Origin of the sequence: Nocardioides bruguierae (assembly GCF_023656415.1) — a bacterium.
Taxonomy (GTDB): Bacteria; Actinomycetota; Actinomycetes; order Propionibacteriales; family Nocardioidaceae; genus Nocardioides; species Nocardioides bruguierae.
Genome location: NZ_JAMOIL010000002.1, coordinates 151,693 through 172,556, shown reverse-complemented (window position 1 = coordinate 172,556; position 20,864 = coordinate 151,693). Strand labels below are relative to the sequence as shown.

The window sequence follows — 20,864 nt, the reverse complement described above, 5'->3', positions numbered from 1 at the left end:
GACGGGCGAGGAGCGGGTGAGCGGCGCCCAGTAGCGTCGAGGCGTGACCGCCCCGCACGAGAGACTCGCGACCCCCGCCCACGCCCGCCTCGCGGAGCACCGACGCGACCAGTCCTGGCTGGACGCCCGCTGGTCCGACCCGACCACCCGGGTGCTGGTGCTCGCCGGGGCGCAGGTGCAGCGGCGGCCGGAGGGCGGCGTGGCGTGGTCCAGGCCGGACGAGCAGGGCCAGGTCGGCCCGGCGGAGGGCGGCCAGGGGGAGCGGGTGCTGCTCGGCGAGACCGGCGGGCGGACGTGGTTCGCCGTGCTGCTGCCCGACCCGGCGCCCGAGGCCGAGGGCTGGTTCAGCCTGCGGGCCCTGCTGATGGAGGTGGTCGACGCCCTGGCGGCGCCGGACGCCGACGACGCGGTGCCCGGCCCCGTCCTCATGCACGCGATCGGCATGGCCGAGTGGCGGCGGGCCACCCGCTTCTGCCCGCGCTGCTCCTCGCCGCTGCGCTTGGTCAAGGGCGGGCACGAGATGCGCTGCGAGGCCCACGACCACCCGCAGTTCCCGCGGATGGACCCGGCGGTGATCATGCTGATCAGCCACGGCGAGCCCGGGTCGGCGGAGGAGACGGCGCTGCTCGGGCACCAGTCCGTGTGGCCCGAGGGCCGCTACTCCACGCTGGCCGGGTTTTGCGAGCCGGGGGAGACCATGGAGGACGCGGTGCGCCGGGAGGTGCACGAGGAGGCCGGCGTGCACGTCGGGCAGGTGGACTACTTCGGCAACCAGCCCTGGCCGCTGCCGCAGAGCCTGATGCTGGGCTTCACCGGACGGGCGACGACGACCGAGGTGGCGCTGCTCGACGAGGAGCTCACCGACGCGCGCTGGTTCACCCGCGCCGAGCTGCTGGAGCACACGCAGGCGGGCACGGTCGTGCTGCCGCAGGGGCTCTCGATCAGCCGGTCGCTGATCGAGGCCTGGTACGGCGGGGAGCTGCCCGGCTCGTGGTGAGCCCCCTGCCCGGTGACTCCGTCCCCGGACGCACGTCGGCCCGACCGCCGGGGAGCAGCGGTCGGGCCGACGTGCGGGGCGCTCAGGCCAGCTCGGCGAGCTTCGCCTTCACCTGCGCCAGCGACGGGTTCGTCTGCGCCGTGCCGTCGGAATAGACCAGGGTCGGCACGGTCTGGTTGCCGTTGTTGACCTTCTCCACCAGGGCGGCGGCCTCGGGCTGGGCCTCGATGTCGACGACCTCGAAGCCGATGCCCTCGCGGTCGAGCTGGCTCTTGAGTCGGTGGCAGTAGCCGCACCAGGGGGTGCTGTACATGGTGAAGCCGGCGCTCATCGGTCTGTCGCCTCCGGGATCTAGGGTGTGGGACGCACTGCCCAACCCACCCGTGAGCGGAGTTGTTCCCACCCATGTCGTCGCCGTCCGGCCCCGAGGCCCTGCTGGCCGCCCTCGACCCCGAGCAGCGACAGGTGGCCGAGACCCTGCGCGGCCCGGTCCGCGTGCTGGCGGGGGCCGGGACCGGCAAGACCCGCGCGATCACCCACCGGGTCGCCTACGGCGTGGCCAGCGGGCTGTACGTGCCCACCGAGGTGCTGGCGGTGACCTTCACGACGCGGGCGGCGGGCGAGATGCGTCAGCGCCTGCGCACGCTCGGGGCGGGCGGGGTCCAGGCCCGCACGTTCCACTCCGCCGCGCTGCGCCAGCTGCGGTACTTCTGGCCGCACGTGCACGGCACCGGCCTGCCGGAGCTGACGGAGTCGAAGCTCGGCATGGTCGCCGGCGCCGCGCGGCGCCTGCGCCTGCGGCTCGACCAGGCCACGCTGCGCGACCTGGCGGGGGAGATCGAGTGGTCGAAGGTCAGCAACGTCGACCCCGAGACCTACCCCCGGCTCGCCGAGGCCCGCGGTCGCTCGGTCAACGGGCTCGACCACGAGACCGTCGCGCGGGTGCTGGGCGCCTACGAGGAGGTCAAGCGCGCCGAGGGGCGCATGGACATGGAGGACGCGCTGCTGCTCACGGCCGGTCTCCTGGCCGAGGAGGAGCGCGTCGCGGCGCAGGTGCGCAAGCAGTACAAGTGGTTCGTCGTCGACGAGTTCCAGGACGTCTCGCCGCTCCAGTCGGCGCTGCTCGACCTCTGGCTGGGGGGCCGCGACGAGCTCTGCGTGGTCGGTGACCCGGCGCAGACGATCTACTCGTTCGCCGGCGCGGACGCCGCCTACCTGCGCGACTTCGGCGCGAAGTTCCCCGGCACCACCTCGGTGGAGCTGGTGCGCAGCTACCGGAGCACCCCCCAGGTGGTGGGGCTCGCCAACGACCTGCTGGCGGGCAGCCCCAGCCAGGGGGTGCAGCTGCGCGCCCAGCGCGAGGGCGGTCCCGAGGTCGCGTTCCGCCCCGCCCCCGACGAGGTCGCGGAGGCCGAGGAGGTCGCGGCCCGCGTGCTCGCGCTGAAGAAGGAGGGACGCTCGCTCGGCGAGGTCGCCGTCCTCTTCCGCATCAACGCGATGTCTGAGAAGTTCGAGGAGGCCCTCGCGGCCCGCGGGCTGCCCTACGTCGTCCGCGGCGCCGGCCGGTTCTTCGACCGGCCCGAGGTCCGCGAGGCCGTCACCCGGCTGCGCGGTGCCGCCCGCTCCGGTCAGGTCGACGACGAGCCGCTCGAGGTCGTGCACGCCACCCTCGCGGCCATGGGGTGGACGCAGCAGGCGCCGTCGGCGCGCGGCCAGACCCGCGACCGCTGGGAGTCGTGGCAGGCGCTGCGCGACCAGGCCGAGACCTTCCTCACCGCCGCGGCCGCCGAGGGCACCGAGGACCCGCTGGGCGCGCTGGTCGACGACCTCGACCGGCGCGCGGCCGAGCAGCACGCCCCCGTCGCCGACGGGGTCACGCTCGCCACCTTCCACGCCGCCAAGGGCCTGGAGTGGGACGTGGTGTTCTGCGTCGGCCTCCAGGACGGCACGCTGCCCATCACCTACGCCGAGACCCCGACCCAGGTCGAGGAGGAGCGCCGCCTGCTCTACGTGGGCGTCACCCGGGCCCGGGAGCGGCTCGAGCTGTCGTGGTCGGCCGCCCGCAACCCCGGCGGCCGCGGCACCCGCAAGCCCTCCCGGTTCCTGGACGCGGTGCTGCCGGCGTCCGCCCGCCCCGACCCCGACGCGGGGCGGCGCCGCTCGGGCCGGGCCCTGACGTGCCGCGAGTGCGGCAAGCCGCTCGGCGGCCCCGCCGAGAAGAAGCGCGGCCGCTGCTCCGACTGCCCCGCCTCCTACGACGAGGCGCTCTACGAGCAGCTGCGCACCTGGCGCAAGGAGCGTGCGGACGCCGACAAGGTGCCCGCCTACGTGGTCTTCACCGACGCCACGCTCCAGCTGATCGCGGAGCTGCGCCCCGCCGACGAGACCCAGCTGCTCAAGATCGCCGGGATCGGCCGCGGCAAGGTGGAGAAGTACGGGGACGACGTCCTCGCGCTGTTGGCCTGACCGACCCGGACGGGTGGGCTGCGCCACTCCGGGAGGCGTCCCCACGCGGGCGGGAACCGCTGGTGAGAAGAAAATCTGAAATCACCAAGAAAATAGTTTGCCCCTTACAACGGGACGCCGATACCGTGCTGCCCACGTACTCACCCGCGCACCACGGCCCTGCCACGGCCGGCGCCCGATCACCGAAGGAGGTGGAGCAGATGAACACGATGATCGCCACGATCAGCCGCACCGCGCCGTTCAGCGCGCCGTGCGCCCACACGTCTGCGTCCGCCTCCCTGCGCGGCACCTCCCCGTTCGCGGGCTGGGCCGGCTGGGCCGGTTCCGAGGCCGTCCTCGGCACCGGTGCGTCCGCTGCCGTCCGTGATCGTGCCCAGGGCACCCGTGCGTCCGTCGACGCCCGAGGTCTGTCCTACCGGGGCATGACCGAGACGACCGTCGTGGACGCGCAGCAGCGCACCGTCGCCGTGAAGCCGATCTTTGCCCACACCCCGGGTACCGCCCCCTGGAGACCGCCCGCCTGAGACCTCGTCTCAGCAGCAGCCTCCAGGCCGCGGAACCCGACAGGGTCCGCGGCCTTCGTGTTTCCCGGGCCCCTGAGCACCGACCGATCCGGTGCGCAGGAGCAGCGGGAGACGCACCGGCCGTCGGGTCCGCCCTCGAAGCAGACGAACCCACCAGGTCACCGAGAGGAGGTGAGACGAGACATGACCGCCTACGTTCTGGACCCGCTGACCGAGCTGACCCTCGGGCAGCTCCACGACGTGGGGACCGCAGCGGACGAGGCGATGCCGTGCCGGGTCGAGAACCCCGAGCTCTGGTTCGCCGAGTCGCCCGCCGACGTCGAGGCTGCGAAGGCCCTCTGCCTGAGCTGCCCGGTGCGCGACCTCTGCCTCGACGGCGCCCTCGAGCGCCGCGAGCCGTGGGGCGTGTGGGGAGGCCAGCTGTTCCTGGCCGGTGTCGTGGTCCCGCGCAAGCGGCCCCGCGGCCGTCCCCGCAAGAACGAGAACGCCGCGTGAGCCTTCTCCTTCGCCCCCGTCCCACCCCCCCAACACCCGCCCATCCATCCCGACCCACACCCGACCAACCCCCGATCAGCACTGATCGGAAGACCTCACCAGGAGACACCGTGAACGCCGACTTCCTCGCCCGCCAGCAGATCGCCGCACGCGTGGACGACGCGGCCCGCCGCCGTCGCGACCACGACCTCAGCCGCGCGCAGCGCTTCGCCCGCCGGGCGTCCCGCGCCGCCGCCGCTGCCCGCGCCGACCTGTCCCGGGCTCTCTGAGCACCCGCGCAGAGCACACGACCGAGACCGCGAAGGAGCACGTGACGTGATCACCGTGACCGAGCAGCGCGAGCGCGCCGCCGAGACCACCGCCCTCACCCGTCCCGTCCGGGGCGACCACGCCGGCGACGCCGGCCCCCACCCGAGCCCGACCACGGGCCCGGGCGCCCAGCACCAGCACCAGCACCACCAGACCGGGAGCACCGACATGCACCTCATGCCAGAGGAACTGGCACGGGCCCAGAGAACCGCCCGTCTCGACGCTGCGCACGAGCAGCGGCGGGGGTACCACCTCGCCCGCGCGCAGCGCCTGTCCCGCCGCGCCGAGGCCGCCGCCCTCCGGGCACGCCTCGCGCTCGCGCGGGCGCTCTGATGAGCACCAGCACCACGCACAGCAGCAAGCACAGCACCAGCACGCACGACAGCACCAGCAGCACCACCACGGCCCGGCCGGGCCTCGCCCCGGCCGGGCCGGCCTGCGTCCGGACGCGACCTGCCTCACGATCGCGCCCGAGGAGTGGGCGGGGACCCCGCCGGGTCCCTACCCTGATCGACATGACCGCACGGACGACGGACGACGCCGCGGGAGCGGCCGGTGCCGTCACCTGCGACTTCTGCGGCACGGTCGAGACCGACCAGGCCCGCGCCCTGACCTGGTCGTTGTCCGTCGAGCGCGGGCAGCGCCGCACCTACTGCCCGGCGTGCAGCCGCGAGCACCTGCGCGCGATCGAGAGCAAGCTCGACTCCCGCTGGTGGTGAGCCCTGGGCGCTGACGCCCGCAGGGCTCAGGCGCCCTCCCACGTGCACGGGCACTCGGGATGTCGCGTCCAGCGTCGCGACGCCGGCACCGGCCCCAGGTCGAGGGTGGCCGACCAGGTGGAGCAGGCCGCCCCGTCCACCCAGGCGACGAGGTCGTGCACGGCCCAGGCGGTGCCGAGACCCAGCAGCACGGGGTCGGCCTCCGGCTCGGCGCCGGTCTGTGCGAGCAGGAGGGCGTGCTGGGGGTCCTCGTCGAGCCGGTGCTGGTCCACGCAGCGCAGGCACGCGGAACGGCCGGGCTCCACGAACGGCCCCACGCGCACCCGCCCGGCCAGCGCGGTGAGCAGCAGGTGGGGGCGGCGATCGGCCACGAGGGGGTCCAGGGCGTCGCGCTCGGGCTCGCCGGCCCCGACGACGAGGAGGACGTCGGCGTCCTGCTCGGCGACCAGCCGGGTGCCCGCGGCCTCCAGGAGCCGGCGGGCCTCGGTGGTGGCCGCGGCCAGCGTCGCCGGGCCGTGCGGCGCACTGACCGCGACCCCGGTGCGCGTGCGCCGTGCTCGGCGACCGGGCGCGGAGCCGGCGTCCTGGTCGGTCAGCGTGCCGGGGACGGCCTCGCCGACCGGACCCACCAGGCCCGCCTCGACGAGGCAGCGCAGCGCGGCCGACTGCCGCGAGGTGGCGAGCCCGTCGGGGCGCAGGCCGCCACGCAGCACCTCGAGCAGGGCCCGGACCTCGGGGTGGTCGGGCACGACCGCCGCGGGCGAGGGCCACAGCCCGACCTGGAGGTGGTCGCGGTCGCGGCGCCGCAGGTCGGCGCCGGGAGAAAGGCGCAGGCGGACCGGGCTCGCCGCGGGGGCATCGGGTCGCCGGGAGGACGACGGGGGCGGGGTGCGTGTCGGTGGGGTCATGCACCGGGTCCTACCCGGCCCGCGGGGTCCCGCCGTGCCTGTCCACAGGCCCGCCGCGCAGCGAGGAGGGGGAGGGGGCGGGCTGAAAAGCAGGAACGGCGGCAGCCCCGCGGGATGCGGGAGCCGCCGCCGTGCGTCCGGACCTCAGGCAGCCGTCCGTGCGGACGGCCCCCGGCCGGATCGACGCGAGGTCTGAGTGCTCAGGCCTTGCCGAGGATGCGGTTGAGGTTGGTGCTGCACACCGGGCACTGGGCCTTGGCCATGCGGGTGCCCTTGTCGTTCACCTTGACCTCGCCGGTCGCCTCGCGCTTCTCCTTGCACTTGACGCAGTAGAACTCGCCGCTCCAGGTCTCAGCCATGACGGCCTCCTTGATGTCTGTGGGGGTGGTGCTCGGTCTCTGCGGAGCCCGCCGGGGCGGCCTCCGAGGCCCGCCAGAGCGCGGCGGACTGCGCCGACACTACGACACACGGCCACGCAGGGCGCAGCGGCACACCGTCCGCGTGGCGAACGTTCCCGTGCGGGCCCGCCGCGCGGGACCGGACGCACGGCCCCCGGGGTGCCCTCTCGCCGGACCTCGGGCGGGCTACCGTGCCCGCATGGCGACCCCGCTGCCGCACACCCCGGACCTGCCGCTCACGCACCTGCGTCTCGAGCGCCACGACGACGGCGTGGCCGTGCTGACGCTCGACCAGCCCGAGCGGCGCAACGCCATGTCGACCGAGATGACCGCCTCCTGGCAGGCCGCGCTCGCCCACCTCGAGGGGGACGACGGACTGCGCGCCGTGCTCGTCACCGGCGCCGGGTCCGCGTTCTGCTCCGGCGGGGACACCACCTGGCTGGCCTCCGAGCCCGACGCCTCCGTCGACGACCTGCGGACCCGGATGATGGGCTTCTACCGCGCCTGGCTGGGAGTCCGACGCCTCGAGGTGCCGGTCGTGGCGGCGATCAACGGCCCCGCCATCGGCGCCGGCCTCGCCCTCGCCCTGGCCTGCGACGTCCGCGTCGCCGCGCCCGGGGCACGGATGGGCGTGCCCTTCACCGCGCTGGGGCTGCACCCGGGCATGGGCACCACCCACCTGCTGCCCGACGTCGTGGGCCACGCCGCGGCCCGCGACCTGCTGCTCACCGGCCGCCTGGTCGCCGACGACGAGGCCCTGCGGCTGGGGCTGGTCACCCAGGTGCTGGACGACGGCGACTTCGCTGCGTCCGCCCTCGCGCTGGTGCGCGGCATCGCCGCCACCGCGCCGGTGGCCGCGCGCCTCACGAAGCTGGCCCTGGCCCGGGGCGGGCACTCCGACCTGGAGGCGGCGCTGCAGTGGGAGGGCCTGGCCCAGCCGGTCACGCTGGCCACGGCGGACCTGGCCGAGGGGCTGGCCGCCGCCCGGGAGCGCCGCCGCCCGCGGTTCACCGGCCGGTGAGACGGGCCGGTGAGACGGGCTGTGGAGAACCATGTGGAAAGGTGTGGACGAAGCGGTGGGGAACTTCTCGACGAGCGTCAGCGTGAGCCCTCTGAACTGCAGGTTCGGTGTTCCACCGGATGTGCACGTCGCTGCGGTGGAGGTTGTGGATGAGTGAGGTGCCACGCGTCGGCGACCCGTGGGAGGGTGGGCCGGTCGCAGCCCTGCGCCGGGTCGCGTTCCTGCTCGAGCGCGCCCGGGAGGACACCTACAAGGTCAAGGCCTTCCGCAAGGCGGCGGCCACGCTGCTCCCGCTGCCGCCCGAGCAGGTCGCCGAGGCGGCCCGCACCGGCACCCTGACCGACCTGCCCGGGGTCGGCCGCAGCTCGGCCGAGGTCGTCGCGGCCGCCGTCGACGGCGTGGTCTCGGAGCGGCTGGCGCGCGTCGAGGCCGAGCACGGCGGCCCGCTGACCCAGGGCGGGCACGACCTGCGGGCGCTGCTGCGGGGCGACCTGCACTCGCACTCGGACTGGTCCGACGGCGGCTCGCCGATCGAGGAGATGGCCTTCACCGCCCTGGAGCTGGGGCACGACTACCAGGTGCTGACCGACCACAGCCCGCGGCTGAAGGTCGCCCGCGGCCTCTCGGCGGAGCGGCTGGCGCGCCAGCTGGACGTCGTGACGGCCGTCAACGCGCACCTCGCCGCCGGAGGGGGCACCTTCACGCTGCTCTCGGGCATCGAGGTCGACATCCTCGACGACGGCTCGCTCGACCAGACCGAGGAGCTGCTCGCCCGGCTCGACGTGCGCGTGGCCAGCGTCCACTCCAAGCTCGCCATGGACGCCGAGCCGATGACGCGGCGCATGGTGGCGGCCGTGCGGAACCCGCTGACCAACGTGCTCGGCCACTGCACCGGCCGGCTCACCGGCGGGTCCCGGGGGACGCGCGGGGAGTCGCGCTTCGACGCGCGCGCCGTGCTCGAGGCCTGCGCGGAGACCGGGACGGCGGTGGAGATCAACGCCCGGCCCGAACGACGGGACCCACCGACGCGGCTGCTGGAGCTCGCCCGCGACCTCGGCTGCCTGTTCAGCATCGACTCCGACGCCCACGCGCCGGGCCAGCTCGACCTGCTCGTGCACGGCTGCGAGCGCGCCGAGGCCGCCGGCATCGACCCCGACCGGATCGTCAACACGTGGCCGCGGGAGCGCCTGCTCGCCTGGGCGAACGGTTAACCTGGACACATGCCCCCCACCCGCGAGGCACGTCGGTCGCGGGTGCGTGCTGCCCACGACCGCCCGTCACGGCCCCGCCCCGGTGGAACGGAGGAGCCCGTGGAGTCCACCACGATCGCGGCCGTGGACGCCGTCGAGGTCGAGGTGCGGCGCTCCGCGCGTCGACGCCAGACCGTCTCGGCCTACCGGGAGGGCGAGCGCGTCGTCGTCCTCGTGCCCGACGCCCTCTCGGACGAGGAGGAGCACGCCTGGGTCGAGACGATGGTGGCCCGCGTCGAGGCGGACGAGCGCAGCCGCCGTGACGACGAGGAGCTGCTCGAGCGGGCCCGGGTCCTCTCCGACACCTACCTGGGAGGCCTGGCCGCGCCGGTCTCGGTGCGCTGGGTCTCGAACCAGACCAGCCGCTGGGGCTCCTGCACGCCCGGTGACCGCACCATCCGGCTCTCCGAACGGCTCCAGGCGATGCCCTCGTGGGTGGTCGACTACGTGATCGTGCACGAGCTGGCGCACCTGCTGGAGCCCGGCCACGACGACAACTTCTGGGGCTGGGTCAACGGCTACCCGCACACGGAGCGCGCGAAGGGCTACCTGCTCGGCTGGTCGGACGCCGGCGCCGTGGCCGAGCCTCCCGGCCAGGAGTCCGAGGTCGACTGAGGGCTCAGGCGCGCAGCCGGGCGCGCGCGAGGTCGACGAGCTCGACCATGTCGGGCTGCGGGTCGGGCAGCCCGTCCGCCGGCCACCAGCGCACGTCCAACGACTCGTCGCTGACCACCGCGTCGGCCTCACCGCGGACGACGGCCAGGAACCGCACGTCCAGGTGGTGCACCGGGCGCTCGCCGGGAGACGTCGGCGTGCCGCAGAACGGCACCGCGTGCTCGGAGAGCTGGACGGGCACCGGGTCGAGCTCGAGCTCGCCCAGCCCCGACTCCTCGGTGGCCTCGCGCAGGGCCGCGGCCGCCAGGGTGGTGTCGCCCGGCTCGCAGTGCCCGCCCAGCTGGAACCACTGCCGCGCCTTGGCGTGCAGCGTCAGCAGCACGTGGCCGCCGCCGGGGGAGAGCACCAGCGTGCTGGCGGTCAGGTGGTCGGGCCGGCAGGACCGGTCGCAGGCGTCGGGGTGCGTGCGCAGGTGCGCGACGTAGCGCTCGCGCAGCCGCTCCTGCTCGGTGCTGGGCGCCGACCACGCCTCCAGCCGGGCCAGGGCGTCGTCGTGCAGGCTCATGCGGGGGTCGGGCCGCCCTCGTCGGGCTCGTCGCCCTGGTCGGTGGAGCCCTCGTCGACCACGTCCTCCGGGGCCGTCCCGGAGAGGCCGCCTTGGAGCAGGGCGGAGAGCTCGGCGTCGAACTCCTCGTCGCTGAGCGCGTCCGGCTGGGAGGCGTCCGCGCGGAAGGTCAACGGGTCGTCGAGGTCCTGCGCGGTGGGCAGCAGGTCGGGGTGGGTCCAGACGCCGTCGCGGCCCTCGGTGCCCTGTCGCGTGCGCAGCGAGCCCCACAGGGTGGAGGCGTCGCGCAGGCGGCGGGGACGCATCTCGAGGCCGACGAGGGTCGCGAACGTCTCCTCCGCGGGGCCGCCGCTGGCGCGACGGCGGCGCATGGTCTCGCGCAGCTTGCCGGCCGTGGGCATGCGGCCCTCGGTGGCCTGGCCGACGACCTCGTCGACCCAGCCCTCGATCAGCGCGAGCACGGTCTCGAGGCGGGCCAGGGCGGCCTCCTGCACGGGGGAGCGGGGCGGCTCGAACATGCCCTCCTCCATCAGCCGCTGGAAGGAGGCGGGGTCGCTGGGGTCGACGCCGCGCAGCTGCTCCTCCATCCGCTGCTGGATGGCCTGGGTGTTGATCGAGATGCCGCGGGCGTAGTCGGTGACGGTGCCCAGCACGTGCTCGCGCAGCCACGGCACGTTGGCGAAGAGGCGCTCGTGCGCGGCCTCGCGCAGCGCGACGTAGAGGAGGACGTCGTCGTAGGAGACGTCCAGGCCCTCGGCCAGCTTCTCCACGTTCGCGACGACGATGGCGGCCTTGCCGGTCTCGGTGAGCGGGATGCCGATGTCGGAGGCGCTCAGCACCTCACCGGCCAGCGTGCCGATGCCCGAGCCGGTCTGCTGGGCGAGCATGCCGCCCATCGCCTTGCTCATCATGCCGACGAAGGGGCCGGCCATGGCCTTGGCCTCCTCGGGCAGGGCGTCGCCCATCGACCCGACGGAAGACTCGGCCACGGGGGTGACCAGGGTCTTCCACGTGTCGGCGGTCGCGACCACCCACTCGGCGCGGCTCCACGCCGCCGTCGCGGTGACGGCCGACGGCAGGTCGGTGGCCGAGTCCAGCCAGTGGTCGGCGAGCCGGAGGCTGTCGGCCACGGCGTCGCGCTGCTTGCCCGACGGGGACGGGTCGGGGGACTGGGCGACGGTCTTGCGGGCCACGTCCTGGGCGAGCTCCCAGTTCAGGGGGCCGTCGTAGGGCTGCATCATCTGCTGGAACTGGCCCATCAGGGCGTTCATGTCGAAGCCGCCGGCCCCGCCCGCGCCCGCCAGCGGGCCGCCCGCGCCGAAGAGCTGCGACATGTCGAAGCCGCCGGCTCCGCCCTGGCCACCGGAGCCCTGGCCGAACAGGTGCTCGAACGGCGTCCCCTTGAAGGGGTTGTTGTTCTCGTCGTCGCCGGGGGTCTCGCTCATGGGTCCACGGTACCCAGGTGCCGGGCGCGGACCCCCGTCTGTTCGCGGCCCGCGAACCCGGGAACCTTCCGGGCACGAGCGCCGTGCCGGGCGGGCCGGGGGCGTCCCCGGAGGGCGGCGCACTAGCCTGGCCCGGTGAGCGAGCAGCCCGGAAGCCCCGGCAGGCCCGTCGTCCGACTCGTCGACGTCCGCGACACGCCGCTGGACGTCACCGAGGTGATGGACGCCTGCGACGACGAGCACGCGGGCGGGCTGACCCTCTTCGTCGGCCGCGTGCGCGACCACGACGGCGGCAGGGGCGTCGACGGCCTCGACTACACCGGCCACCCGAGCGCGCTGGCGCGGCTGGAGGACGTCTGCGCCGAGGTGGCGGGCCGGCACGGCGTGAGCGCCCTGGCCGCGGTGCACCGCGTGGGCACGCTGGCGATCGGTGACGTGGCGGTCGTGGTCGCCGCGGCCGCGGCCCACCGCGACGTCGCCTTCGCCGCCTCGCGCGACCTCATCGACACGCTCAAGCAGCAGGTGCCCATCTGGAAGCACCAGCGGTTCAGCGACGGCGGCGAGGAGTGGGTCGGCACGCCGTGACCCGGGCCTGACCCCGGGCCACTGACCGTTCCGCTGGCCCGTCCGCGGCCCAGCGCGCCGCCGCCGGGGTGGGCCGCCGGCGTCCTACCGTGGCCGGGTGGAGGTCCTGCTCTGGCTCGTGCCCGCGGCCGTCGTCACCGTGCTCGCCATGGGATGGGTCGCGTGGCTGGGCCGCACCCGCCGCGAGCCCGACCGCGAGGTGCTGCTGGCACGCCTGGAGAAGGGCCTGGGCCGCAGCACGCCGCTGCGCTACGCCGCGCCGCGCCCGGAGGCCGACCGCGGTACCGGCCTCGCCGTGCGTCGCTCGCGGCTGCCGCGACCGCCCGGCTGACCCGGTGACCCGCACGCCCGCGCCCAGCGGCCGGGTGCAGCGGCCGGGCGCAGGGCCGCGCCCCGTCCGTCTTGGGCGGCATGGGACGATCTGCCGCATGACGCAGCGCACCCTGGCCGCGGTGCTCGCGGTGCCCGTGGTGATCGCGCTGCTCGTGGCGGTGGCCTTCACCGGCCTGCCCTACGCGACCTACGCGCCCGGCCCGACGATCGACGTCCTCGGGATCTCCGGCGACGCGGTCGGTGGCAGCGGCGACGGCGAGATCATCAGCGTCGACGGGGCCAAGGCCTACTACGACGACTCCGGCCAGCTGCGGATGACGACGGTGTCGGTCTCGGCCACCGACCGTCAGATGCCCCTGCCCGAGCTGCTGTGGGCGTGGTTCGACCCCTCCGAGGCGGTCTACCCCTACGACTACGTGCACCCCGACGACACCACCGCCGAGGAGGAGGAGCAGAAGGGCGCCATCCAGATGGTGACCTCGCAGGACGTCGCGGTCGCCGTGGCCGAGGAGGCCCTCGGCTACGACGTCAGCCCGGTGCTCATGGTGGCGCTCGTGCAGGACGGCAGCCCCGCCGACGGGGTGCTGAAGGTGCGCGACCTGGTGCTGCGGATCAACGGCGAGAAGGTCACCGGCACCCAGATGCTCGTGCGCACCATCCGCCGCAGCGGGGGAGACCCCGTCACCCTCGTCCTCCAGCGCAACGGCAAGCGCCGCACGGTGACGATCACCCCGGAGAAGGGGGACGACGGCGTCTACCGCGTCGGGTTCACCCCCGGCACCGGCTACGAGTTCCCCGTGCAGGTCTCGATCGACATCGACTCCTCCATCGGCGGGCCCAGCGCCGGTCTCATGTTCTCCCTCGCCGTCTACGACACCCTCACCGAGGAGTCGGTGACCGGCGGGCACGTCATCGCCGGCACCGGCACGATGAGCGAGGACGGCACCGTCGGGCCGATCGGCGGCATCCAGCAGAAGATCGCCGGCGCCGAGCGCGACGGCGCCGAGGTGTTCCTCGTCCCGGCCGACAACTGCGCCGACGCCCTCGAGGTGGACGACGGCAGCCCCACCCTGCTGCGGGCGGACGACTTCGACTCCGCGCTCGCCGCGGTCCAGGACTGGGTCGCCGACCCGGACGACCCCGACCTGCCCACCTGCTCGAACCAGTGAGACGACGAACCGCGAGAGCGAGCCGCCATGCCTGACGAGAACCCCGCCGACCCGACCGGCCCCACGGACCTGCCCGAGGACCCGTTCCCGGAGACCGTCGACGCCGCCAAGCTGGACCTGGACGCCGACCCGGCGCTGGCCACCGCCGTGCTGGAGATCGAGAAGCACGTCGCCGAGGCCGGCTGGGACCAGCCCGCGCGTCTCTTCGGCCTCGTCGACACCGCGGCGCTCGTGGCCCAGGAGCCGGAGCTGGCGGCCCTGATGGGCCTGGACCAGCCGTCCGAGGACGGCTCGCTGACGCCGGTGGAGCAGGACTCGCTGAACCCGAACGTGCCGCTGGAGCAGGTGCTCCCCGGCATCTCGTGGCCCGGCTCGGTGGCCGGCTGTGCGGCCGTCGTGGAGCGGATCGTGCTGCCGCCGGAGGTGCACGAGGACATCCCCGAGGACGACGACGAGGCGACCGAGTTCGCCGCGAACCACCCGCTGCGCCAGGAGATGCGCCTGGTTGCGGGGACGACGCGGACCGGTTCCACGTACTGTGCGATGCGCTTCCGCAGCCACGACGAGGAGTCCCTCGTGGTGGGCGGCACGGACCTCGTGCCCTCGCTGCTGGAGCTGCTGTCCGCGACCCTGGTCGAGGACTGATCGGCGGCACTCCCGGGGCCTCCCGGTCGTTGGAGCACCTGAGAGACCCCGCAGAACGGGCTGAGCAGCACCCTGAGCAGCACCCTGAGCAAGCACCTGCACCACCAGCAGCACCCTGGATGCCCGGCCCCCGCGCCCGGTGACGAGACGAGGAGAGCGTGAGCGACACCTTCGAGCAGCCCAGCACCCCCGAGCAGCAGCCCGAACGTGCCTCGGCACGCACGCGCGCGCTGATCGCGACCGCCGTCGTCCTGGTGGTGTTCTTCTTCGGGCTCACCAGCTTCGCCGGCGTCTACACCGACCGGGCGTGGTACTCGGCCGGTGGCTTCGTGAGCGTGTGGAACACGCTGCTGGGCACCCGCGTCGTCCTGTTCGTGGTCTTCGGCCTCGTCATGGGCCTGGTGGCCGCCGTGAACATGGTGATCGCCTACCGGTTCCGGCCCCTGTTCGTGGGCATGCCGGACGCCGGGGGCGTGCGCCGCTACCGGGACGCGGTGACGCCGATCCGCCGCTGGGTGCTCCTGGCGACCGCCGGCGTCCTGTTCGTCTTCGGCGGCACCTCGGCCTCGGCGAGCTGGCGCGACTACCTGCTGTGGCGCAACGGTGGCGACTTCGGGCAGACCGACGCCTACTTCGACCGGGACATCGGGTTCTTCATCTTCGACCTGCCCTGGTACCACTACCTCACCGACTTCGTGATGGCGACGCTGGTCGTGGCCGCGCTGGTGACGGCGCTGACGCACTACCTCTACGGCGGCATCTCGCTCCAGACACCGGGGGACCGGCTCTCCGGCCCGGCCCAGGCGCAGCTCTCGCTGCTGGTGGGCCTGCTGGTGCTGGCGAAGGCCGTCGACTACTGGCTGGACCGCTTCGACCTGGCCAGCCAGTCCGGCTCGCTGATCACCGGCATCACCTACACCGACGACAACGCGGTGCTGCCGGCCAAGAACATCCTGCTCGGCATCGCCGTGATCTGCGCGGTCCTGTTCTTCGTCAACGTCTGGCGCCGCACGTGGATGCTGCCGAGCGTGGGCGTGGCGCTGCTCGCGCTCTCCGCCGTCATCCTGGGACTGATCTGGCCGGGCGTGGTGCAGCAGTTCCAGGTGCGCCCGTCCGAGCCGGTGCGCGAGAACGAGTACATCGCCAAGAACATCGACGCCACGCGGGACGCCTACGACCTGACGAACGTCGAGATCACCGACTTCAGCCCGGAGAACACCCTCGGCGTCTCGCTGGCCTCCCTGGACGGGGAGACCAAGTCGATCCCGCTGGTCGACCCGCAGCTGGTCTCCGACGCGTTCGAGCAGGACCAGCAGGTCCGCGACTACTACACGACCGCCGACGTGCTCGACGTCGACCGCTACGACGTCGACGGCACCGACCGGGCCCTCGTGCTGGGCGTGCGCGAGCTAAACTCCGCGGGCATCCCCGAGCAGAACTGGGCCAACCTGCACACGGTCTACACCCACGGCAACGGCGTCATCGCCGCCTACGCCAACCAGCGCGACCGGGTCGACGGGGCCGAGCTGGAGGTCGACGACAGCTCGTCCTCCACGTCCGGCAGCGACACCACCGCGGGCCTGGAGTGGGCGCAGGGCACCGCCGCCAACGAGAACGACCTGCAGGACGTGACCGGCGGCTACGAGGACCGGATCTACTACGGCGAGGACTCCAGCGAGTACTCGATCGTCGGCAAGGCCAGCGAGGACGCCGCCGACATCGAGCTCGACCTGCAGGGGGACAGCACGGGCACCACTACCTTCACCGGCGCCGGTGACGGCGACGTGGGCAACGCCTTCCAGGAGCTGATGTACGCGATCCGCTTCGGCGACCCGAACTTCCTGCTCTCGGGCCGGGTGAACAGCAACTCCAAGGTGCTCTACGACCGGACCCCGCTCGAGCGGGTGCAGAAGGTCGCCCCGTGGCTGACGCTGGACTCCGACCCGTACCCGGCGGTCGTGGACGGCAAGATCGTCTGGATCGTCGACGGCTACACCACCTCCGACGCCTACCCGGGCGCGGAGAAGGAGTCGTACTCGGAGATGATCGACGACTCCCGCGCGGAGGACACCGGTCTCCAGACCATCCCCACCGACCAGGTGAACTACATGCGGGACGCGGTCAAGGCGACCGTTGACGCCTACTCGGGCGAGGTGACCCTCTACCAGTGGGACACCGAGGACCCGATGCTCTCCGCGTGGATGAGCGCCTTCCCGGGGACCGTGGAGTCGCGCGACGACATCCCTGAGGAGCTCCTCGAGCACCTGCGCTACCCCGAGGACCTGTTCAAGGTGCAGCGCTACCAGCTGGCCCGGTACCACGTGACCGACGCCGACGACTGGTACCAGGGCAACGACCGCTGGGAGGTCCCGGCCGACCCGACCACCTCGGGCACGTCCTACCAGCCGCCTTACCGACTCTTCGTCGGTGAGGACTACGTGGGCCCGTCCGCGGACGAGGACACCACGGACGACTCCGGCACCGACTCCGGCACCGACTCCGGCACCGACTCCGGCTCGGGCACCGGCACCGGCTCCGGGTCGAGCACCGACGCGGCGTCGGGCCAGACCTGGTCGCTGACGTCGGTGTTCGTGCCGATCGGCCGTGCGGTGCTGGCCTCGTACATGTCGGTGGACTCCGACGCGACGAGCGACAGCTACGGCACCATCCGGGTGCTCCAGCTGCCGACCGAGCAGACACCGGGCCCCGAGCAGGTGGCCAACACGTTCTCCTCCGACGAGGACATTGCCGACGCCCTGGCCCAGTTCAACCGGACCGACGGCGTCGTCGAGCGCGGCAACCTGCTGACGGTGCCGCTGGACGACGGGTTCCTCTACGTCCAGCCGGTCTACATCCGTCGGCAGGCCTCCGAGGCGTCGTACCCGGTGCTGCGGTTCGTCACCACCGCCTACGGCAACAACATCGGGATCGGGTCCACGCTGCGCGAGTCGCTGCGCGACCTGCTCTCGAACGTGGGCGGCACACCGACCGACTCGGGTGGCGACACCGGGTCGGACTCCGGCTCGGGCTCCGGCTCCGGCTCGAACGACACCCCGCTCTCCGGCACCACGCAGCAGCAGATCAACCAGCTGCTCCAGCGGGCCGAGAACGCGTTCGACGCCGCCGACCAGGCCTACACGGACGGTGACCTGGGCGAGTACCAGACCCAGGTCGAGCGGGCGCAGGACGCGATCAGCCAGGCGCTCTCGCTGGCCTCGGACGCCGGCTCCGGCTCGGACGCCTCGGCGTCCCCGTCCGCGGACGCCTCCGACTCCGCGTCCTCGGACAGCACCGGCTCCGACGGCTGACCCGTCGCACCCGCCCGCGGCCCCTGCCTCCTTGGGCGGGGGCCGCGGCTCGACGTGGCCCGATTTGGCTCAGCCCTCGGTCTCTGAGAGTGTGGAGACACCGACGCGGGGTGGAGCAGCTCGGTAGCTCGCTGGGCTCATAACCCAGAGGTCACAGGTTCAAATCCTGTCCCCGCTACCAATCAGAGGGCCCGCCAGGCACCAGCCTGGCGGGCCTTCTGCCTTCCGGATGAGGGTCGTGCGTCATCGCGGAGCGCTGCACGTACCTGGTGCGTCTGCGGCTCCGCGATGATCCTCGGGCCCGGGTGATCCGAGCGGGAAGGGCCCCCTGCGGCCCACCGATTTGGCTCGGGTCGACCCGAGGCGTAACGTTCTCTTCACCGACGCGGGGTGGAGCAGCTCGGTAGCTCGCTGGGCTCATAACCCAGAGGTCACAGGTTCAAATCCTGTCCCCGCTACCAATCAGAAGGCCCGCCAGGCACCAGCCTGGCGGGCCTTCTGCCTTCCGGACGACGGCTGGGGCCTGGCTCATTCCGCCTCCACGGCACCGAGCAGGTCCTTGACCTCGGCGACGGACGGCACCCGGCCGGAGAGCACGACCTGGCCGTCCACCTCCAGGCCCGGGGTGGCGAGGACGCCGAGGGCGGCGATGGCCGCGTAGTCGGTGACGTGGCTGATCTCGGCGTCCAGGCCGAGCTCGTCGAGGGCGCGACGGGTGGCCTTCTCCAGGGCGCGGCAGTTGCGGCAGCCGGGCCCGAGGACGGCGATCTGCAGCGGGGCTCGCATGGCGGTCTCCTTCCGGTGGGCGCCGCGCTCAGGTGAGCACGGCGTTGAACAGGTAGCCGACGGCGACGATCGCGGAGGCGACGACGCCGACGAACACGGCCAGCAGGGGCGGCTTGAGCACGCGGCGGAGCAGGATCAGCTCGGGCAGCGACAGGGCGACCACCGACATCATGAACGCCAGGAGCGTCCCCATCGGCAGGCCCTTGTCGTAGAGCGCCCCCACGAGGGGCAGGACGCCGGCGGCGTTGGAGTACAGCGGCACGCCGAGCAGCACGGCGACGACCACGCCGAACGCCGCCCCCTCGCCCGCGTACCGGGTGAAGAGGTCCTCGGGGGCCCAGCCGTGGATGAGCGCGCCGATGCCGATGCCGATCAGCAGGTAGGGCCAGATACGGCGCAGCACCGACCGCGCCTCGTCCGCGGCGGCGCGCACCCGGTCCTCGAAGCGGGGCCGTGCCCCGGTGGGCCCGTCGACCACCGGGGTCTCCAGCACGAACGGCTCGACCCACCGGTCCAGGTGCAGCCGCCCGAGCACCCAGCCGGCGACGATCGCGACGCTCAGCCCGGCGGCGACGTAGAGCACGGTCACCTGCCAGCCGAACAGCCCGAGCAGCAGCCCGATGGCCACCTCGTTGACCAGCGGGCTGGCGATGAGGAAGCTCATCGTCACGCCGAGCGGCACGCCGGCGGCCACGAACCCGATGAAGGCCGGCACCGCGCTGCACGAGCAGAACGGCGTGACGACCCCCAGGCCGGCCGCGAGCACGTTGCCGGCGCCCTCGCGCCGACCGCCGAGGAGGGCGCGGGTGCGCTCGACGCTCATGTAGGAGCGCAGCAGCGTGACGCCGAAGACGATCACGCCCAGCAGGAGCGCGATCTTCACCGTGTCGTAGCAGAAGAACCGCAGCGACGCCGTCCACCGGGCGTCCGGGTCGAGCCCGACCAGGTCGACGAGCAGCAGGTCCCAGATCCGCCCGTTGACCCAGTAGGCGGCCGTCCACGCGAGGGCGCCGACCGCCAGCAGCCCCGCACGAGCACGGGACGAGGCGGGCAGCTGCTGCAGCACGCTCATGGCGACACCCACTCCGACGGCGCCGCCCGGCGGGTCGCCGGGCCCGGGCCGCTACCCCCAGTCTCCTCCGCGGCGCGGGGGAGCGGTGGGGCCGGACGTCACCCAGGGCTGTGCCGGACGCCATGGCCGGGTCGGATGCGGGGCCGTGCCGGACGCCGGCCGGACACGGGCGTCGGTGCCACCTCGTACGGTCGCCGGCATGCCTCTGCTGCTGCTCTCCCTGGGGTCCGGCGCCGTCACGGACTTCGTGGCCCGCCACACCGCCCTGCCCGCGGCCGGGACGCGCCTCGGCTACCTCGCCGACGCCGCGCGGCCCCACGCCGACGCGCCCTTCGTCATCGCCGAGCGGGAGAAGATCGCCGGCCTCGGCTTCCAGGTCGCGGTGCTGCCACCCGCCGACAGCGTCGACGCCGGCGTGTTCGCCGACGCGCTCGACGCGGTCGACGCCGTCTACGTCGCGGGCGGCAACGTCTTCGTCCTGCTGGCCGCCCTCCGGGCGCGCGGTGCGGACGAGGTCCTCGTCGAGAAGGTCCGGGCCGGGCTGCCCTACGTCGGGTGCAGCGCGGGCTCGGTGGTGGCCGGCCCGAGCATCGAGCCGCTCACGCCGATGGACGACCCGGCCGACGCGCCCGGCCTGGCGAGTACCGACGGGCTCGGGCTCGTCGACACCGTCGTCGTCCCGCACGCGGACGGCCTGCTGCCGCCCTACCCGCTGGAGCTGATCGCGCAGATCAAGCGCACCTACGACGACGCCTACCCGCTCACGTTCCTCACCGACGCCCGCGGGCTGCTCGTCGAGGACGGCACCCCGCGCGTCGTCGCCTCACCGTGAGAGGCGGTCCCTCAGACCCACTCGCCGGCGTCGTAGGCCTGCCCGACGCTGCGACCGTCCTCCAGCGTGTACAGCCGCCAGGCGTTGCCGATCATCCGGTGCTCACGCAGGTGCTCGCCGGGCGTGCTGCCGTCCTGGAGCACCCCGCCCTCGTCCATCACCACCAGCCCGACGTCGGCCGGCCCGATCAGCACCGTGCCGGCGGGCACCTCGGCCCAGTCCCGGCGCGGCGCGGCGGGCACCGGGTCGGCGACGACCACCGGCGTCGGCTCGGTCTCCTCGGGCGGGGAGAGGACCGGGCGGAGCACGACCACCCCGTCCGCGATCTCGACGGCGTAGGTGCCCGGCGGCACCGAGGCGGGCAGGGCGCAGCCGCCGCTCTCGTCGACGGTGACCAGGGGCATCGCGGTGCTCATGGCACG

General features: G+C 73.8%; 24 protein-coding genes and 2 tRNA genes. 18 read left to right on the top strand and 8 right to left on the bottom strand.

The features are described from left to right. The first annotated feature begins 43 nt into the window (after window positions 1-43). Window positions 44-997, top strand: coding sequence for an NAD(+) diphosphatase (nudC, locus tag M8330_RS03280; RefSeq protein ID WP_250826173.1), 954 nt, complete (start codon window positions 44-46; stop codon window positions 995-997). Between the two features lie 82 nt (window positions 998-1,079). On the opposite strand, the gene M8330_RS03275 is transcribed toward nudC, so the two are convergent. After that, a complete protein-coding gene (locus M8330_RS03275) occupies window positions 1,080-1,328 on the bottom strand; it encodes a mycoredoxin (protein ID WP_250052851.1) in 249 nt (82 codons plus the stop codon). 74 nt (window positions 1,329-1,402) lie between these two features. Between M8330_RS03275 and M8330_RS03270 the strand changes: the two genes are divergently transcribed. From M8330_RS03270 to M8330_RS03245, 6 genes are all read left to right on the top strand, one after another. Continuing rightward, window positions 1,403-3,463, top strand: a complete 2,061-nt coding sequence (locus M8330_RS03270) for an ATP-dependent DNA helicase UvrD2 (protein WP_250826172.1) — start codon at window positions 1,403-1,405, stop codon at window positions 3,461-3,463. 200 nt (window positions 3,464-3,663) lie between these two features. Continuing rightward, entirely contained in the window at window positions 3,664-3,987 is a 324-nt protein-coding gene (locus tag M8330_RS03265) for a hypothetical protein (protein ID WP_250826171.1), read from the top strand. A gap of 183 nt (window positions 3,988-4,170) precedes the next feature. Continuing rightward, on the top strand, window positions 4,171-4,482 hold the full coding sequence (locus M8330_RS03260; protein ID WP_272494740.1) for a WhiB family transcriptional regulator: 312 nt from the start codon (window positions 4,171-4,173) through the stop codon (window positions 4,480-4,482). A 110-nt stretch (window positions 4,483-4,592) separates the two neighbouring features. After that, a complete protein-coding gene (locus M8330_RS03255; RefSeq protein ID WP_250826170.1) occupies window positions 4,593-4,751 on the top strand; it encodes a hypothetical protein in 159 nt (52 codons plus the stop codon). Between the two features lie 46 nt (window positions 4,752-4,797). Continuing rightward, entirely contained in the window at window positions 4,798-5,124 is a 327-nt protein-coding gene (locus tag M8330_RS03250) for a putative WhiB-interacting protein (protein ID WP_250826169.1), read from the top strand. Between the two features lie 182 nt (window positions 5,125-5,306). Next, the gene (locus tag M8330_RS03245) at window positions 5,307-5,510 is read left to right on the top strand and encodes a hypothetical protein (RefSeq protein ID WP_250052842.1); all 204 of its coding nucleotides are present in this window, start codon (window positions 5,307-5,309) and stop codon (window positions 5,508-5,510) included. Window positions 5,511-5,536: 26 nt separating this feature from the next. Here M8330_RS03245 and M8330_RS03240 read toward each other — a convergent pair whose 3' ends face one another. Both M8330_RS03240 and M8330_RS03235 read right to left on the bottom strand, forming a co-directional pair. Further along, window positions 5,537-6,418: a hypothetical protein gene (locus M8330_RS03240; protein WP_250826168.1), complete on the bottom strand. Its 882-nt coding sequence runs from the start codon at window positions 6,416-6,418 to the stop codon at window positions 5,537-5,539. 200 nt (window positions 6,419-6,618) lie between these two features. After that, complete coding sequence (locus M8330_RS03235; protein WP_168929624.1) at window positions 6,619-6,777, bottom strand: DUF5679 domain-containing protein; 159 nt, start codon at window positions 6,775-6,777, stop codon at window positions 6,619-6,621. A gap of 238 nt (window positions 6,778-7,015) precedes the next feature. Between M8330_RS03235 and M8330_RS03230 the strand changes: the two genes are divergently transcribed. The 3 genes from M8330_RS03230 to M8330_RS03220 all read left to right on the top strand — a co-directional run bounded on the left by M8330_RS03230 (window position 7,016) and on the right by M8330_RS03220 (window position 9,702). After that, the gene (locus M8330_RS03230) at window positions 7,016-7,837 is read left to right on the top strand and encodes an enoyl-CoA hydratase/isomerase family protein (protein ID WP_250826167.1); all 822 of its coding nucleotides are present in this window, start codon (window positions 7,016-7,018) and stop codon (window positions 7,835-7,837) included. Between the two features lie 149 nt (window positions 7,838-7,986). Then, window positions 7,987-9,048: a PHP domain-containing protein gene (locus tag M8330_RS03225; protein WP_250826166.1), complete on the top strand. Its 1,062-nt coding sequence runs from the start codon at window positions 7,987-7,989 to the stop codon at window positions 9,046-9,048. Between the two features lie 99 nt (window positions 9,049-9,147). Continuing rightward, entirely contained in the window at window positions 9,148-9,702 is a 555-nt protein-coding gene (locus tag M8330_RS03220) for a M48 metallopeptidase family protein (RefSeq protein WP_250052833.1), read from the top strand. Between the two features lie 4 nt (window positions 9,703-9,706). On the opposite strand, the gene M8330_RS03215 is transcribed toward M8330_RS03220, so the two are convergent. Together M8330_RS03215 and M8330_RS03210 are read right to left on the bottom strand one after the other, a co-directional pair. Continuing rightward, window positions 9,707-10,267, bottom strand: coding sequence for an NUDIX hydrolase (locus M8330_RS03215; RefSeq protein WP_250826165.1), 561 nt, complete (start codon window positions 10,265-10,267; stop codon window positions 9,707-9,709). Further along, entirely contained in the window at window positions 10,264-11,712 is a 1,449-nt protein-coding gene (locus M8330_RS03210) for a zinc-dependent metalloprotease (protein ID WP_250826164.1), read from the bottom strand. The genes M8330_RS03215 and M8330_RS03210 overlap by 4 nt, the downstream gene beginning before the upstream one ends. Before the next feature lie 135 nt (window positions 11,713-11,847). Here M8330_RS03210 and M8330_RS03205 point away from each other — a divergent pair, with 135 nt between their 5' ends. From M8330_RS03205 to M8330_RS03175, 7 genes are all read left to right on the top strand, one after another. Further along, window positions 11,848-12,297 carry a molybdenum cofactor biosynthesis protein MoaE gene (locus tag M8330_RS03205; protein WP_308195967.1) on the top strand — a complete coding sequence of 150 codons (450 nt, stop codon included), beginning with the start codon at window positions 11,848-11,850 and terminating at the stop codon, window positions 12,295-12,297. Between the two features lie 97 nt (window positions 12,298-12,394). Then, entirely contained in the window at window positions 12,395-12,628 is a 234-nt protein-coding gene (locus M8330_RS03200) for a hypothetical protein (protein WP_250826163.1), read from the top strand. Between the two features lie 97 nt (window positions 12,629-12,725). Then, window positions 12,726-13,799 (top strand): YlbL family protein, encoded by a 1,074-nt coding sequence (locus M8330_RS03195; protein ID WP_250826162.1) that lies wholly within the window; start codon window positions 12,726-12,728, stop codon window positions 13,797-13,799. A 27-nt stretch (window positions 13,800-13,826) separates the two neighbouring features. Then, on the top strand, window positions 13,827-14,444 hold the full coding sequence (locus tag M8330_RS03190; protein ID WP_250826161.1) for a PPA1309 family protein: 618 nt from the start codon (window positions 13,827-13,829) through the stop codon (window positions 14,442-14,444). 158 nt (window positions 14,445-14,602) lie between these two features. Then, entirely contained in the window at window positions 14,603-17,752 is a 3,150-nt protein-coding gene (locus M8330_RS03185) for a UPF0182 family membrane protein (protein ID WP_250826160.1), read from the top strand. A gap of 104 nt (window positions 17,753-17,856) precedes the next feature. Then, window positions 17,857-17,933: transfer RNA gene (locus M8330_RS03180), tRNA-Met, on the top strand. Between the two features lie 203 nt (window positions 17,934-18,136). After that, window positions 18,137-18,213: transfer RNA gene (locus M8330_RS03175), tRNA-Met, on the top strand. Between the two features lie 67 nt (window positions 18,214-18,280). On the opposite strand, the gene M8330_RS03170 is transcribed toward M8330_RS03175, so the two are convergent. Both M8330_RS03170 and M8330_RS03165 read right to left on the bottom strand, forming a co-directional pair. After that, entirely contained in the window at window positions 18,281-18,538 is a 258-nt protein-coding gene (locus M8330_RS03170) for a thioredoxin family protein (protein ID WP_250826159.1), read from the bottom strand. A 28-nt stretch (window positions 18,539-18,566) separates the two neighbouring features. Next, window positions 18,567-19,610 carry a permease gene (locus tag M8330_RS03165; protein ID WP_250826158.1) on the bottom strand — a complete coding sequence of 348 codons (1,044 nt, stop codon included), beginning with the start codon at window positions 19,608-19,610 and terminating at the stop codon, window positions 18,567-18,569. 199 nt (window positions 19,611-19,809) lie between these two features. On the opposite strand from M8330_RS03165, the gene M8330_RS03160 reads away from it, so the two are divergent. Beyond that, window positions 19,810-20,442: a Type 1 glutamine amidotransferase-like domain-containing protein gene (locus tag M8330_RS03160; protein ID WP_250826157.1), complete on the top strand. Its 633-nt coding sequence runs from the start codon at window positions 19,810-19,812 to the stop codon at window positions 20,440-20,442. An 11-nt stretch (window positions 20,443-20,453) separates the two neighbouring features. Here the strand turns inward: M8330_RS03160 and M8330_RS03155 are convergent, their stop codons facing one another. Further along, on the bottom strand, window positions 20,454-20,858 hold the full coding sequence (locus M8330_RS03155; protein WP_250052818.1) for a hypothetical protein: 405 nt from the start codon (window positions 20,856-20,858) through the stop codon (window positions 20,454-20,456). Between the last annotated feature and the right edge of the window lie 6 nt (window positions 20,859-20,864).

Bases quoted from the DNA above. Each gene is read 5' to 3' on its own strand.
- M8330_RS03275 (WP_250052851.1), bottom strand. From the start codon at position 1,328: ATGAGCGCCGGCTTCACCATGTACAGCACCCCCTGGTGCGGCTACTGC.
- M8330_RS03270 (WP_250826172.1), top strand. From the start codon at position 1,403: ATGTCGTCGCCGTCCGGCCCCGAGGCCCTGCTGGCCGCCCTCGACCCC.
- M8330_RS03265 (WP_250826171.1), top strand. From the start codon at position 3,664: ATGAACACGATGATCGCCACGATCAGCCGCACCGCGCCGTTCAGCGCG.
- M8330_RS03260 (WP_272494740.1), top strand. From the start codon at position 4,171: ATGACCGCCTACGTTCTGGACCCGCTGACCGAGCTGACCCTCGGGCAG.
- M8330_RS03245 (WP_250052842.1), top strand. From the start codon at position 5,307: ATGACCGCACGGACGACGGACGACGCCGCGGGAGCGGCCGGTGCCGTC.
- M8330_RS03240 (WP_250826168.1), bottom strand. From the start codon at position 6,418: ATGACCCCACCGACACGCACCCCGCCCCCGTCGTCCTCCCGGCGACCC.
- M8330_RS03235 (WP_168929624.1), bottom strand. From the start codon at position 6,777: ATGGCTGAGACCTGGAGCGGCGAGTTCTACTGCGTCAAGTGCAAGGAG.
- M8330_RS03230 (WP_250826167.1), top strand. From the start codon at position 7,016: ATGGCGACCCCGCTGCCGCACACCCCGGACCTGCCGCTCACGCACCTG.
- M8330_RS03225 (WP_250826166.1), top strand. From the start codon at position 7,987: ATGAGTGAGGTGCCACGCGTCGGCGACCCGTGGGAGGGTGGGCCGGTC.
- M8330_RS03215 (WP_250826165.1), bottom strand. From the start codon at position 10,267: ATGAGCCTGCACGACGACGCCCTGGCCCGGCTGGAGGCGTGGTCGGCG.
- M8330_RS03210 (WP_250826164.1), bottom strand. From the start codon at position 11,712: ATGAGCGAGACCCCCGGCGACGACGAGAACAACAACCCCTTCAAGGGG.
- M8330_RS03195 (WP_250826162.1), top strand. From the start codon at position 12,726: ATGACGCAGCGCACCCTGGCCGCGGTGCTCGCGGTGCCCGTGGTGATC.
- M8330_RS03190 (WP_250826161.1), top strand. From the start codon at position 13,827: ATGCCTGACGAGAACCCCGCCGACCCGACCGGCCCCACGGACCTGCCC.
- M8330_RS03170 (WP_250826159.1), bottom strand. From the start codon at position 18,538: ATGCGAGCCCCGCTGCAGATCGCCGTCCTCGGGCCCGGCTGCCGCAAC.
- M8330_RS03165 (WP_250826158.1), bottom strand. From the start codon at position 19,610: ATGAGCGTGCTGCAGCAGCTGCCCGCCTCGTCCCGTGCTCGTGCGGGG.
- M8330_RS03160 (WP_250826157.1), top strand. From the start codon at position 19,810: ATGCCTCTGCTGCTGCTCTCCCTGGGGTCCGGCGCCGTCACGGACTTC.
- M8330_RS03155 (WP_250052818.1), bottom strand. From the start codon at position 20,858: ATGAGCACCGCGATGCCCCTGGTCACCGTCGACGAGAGCGGCGGCTGC.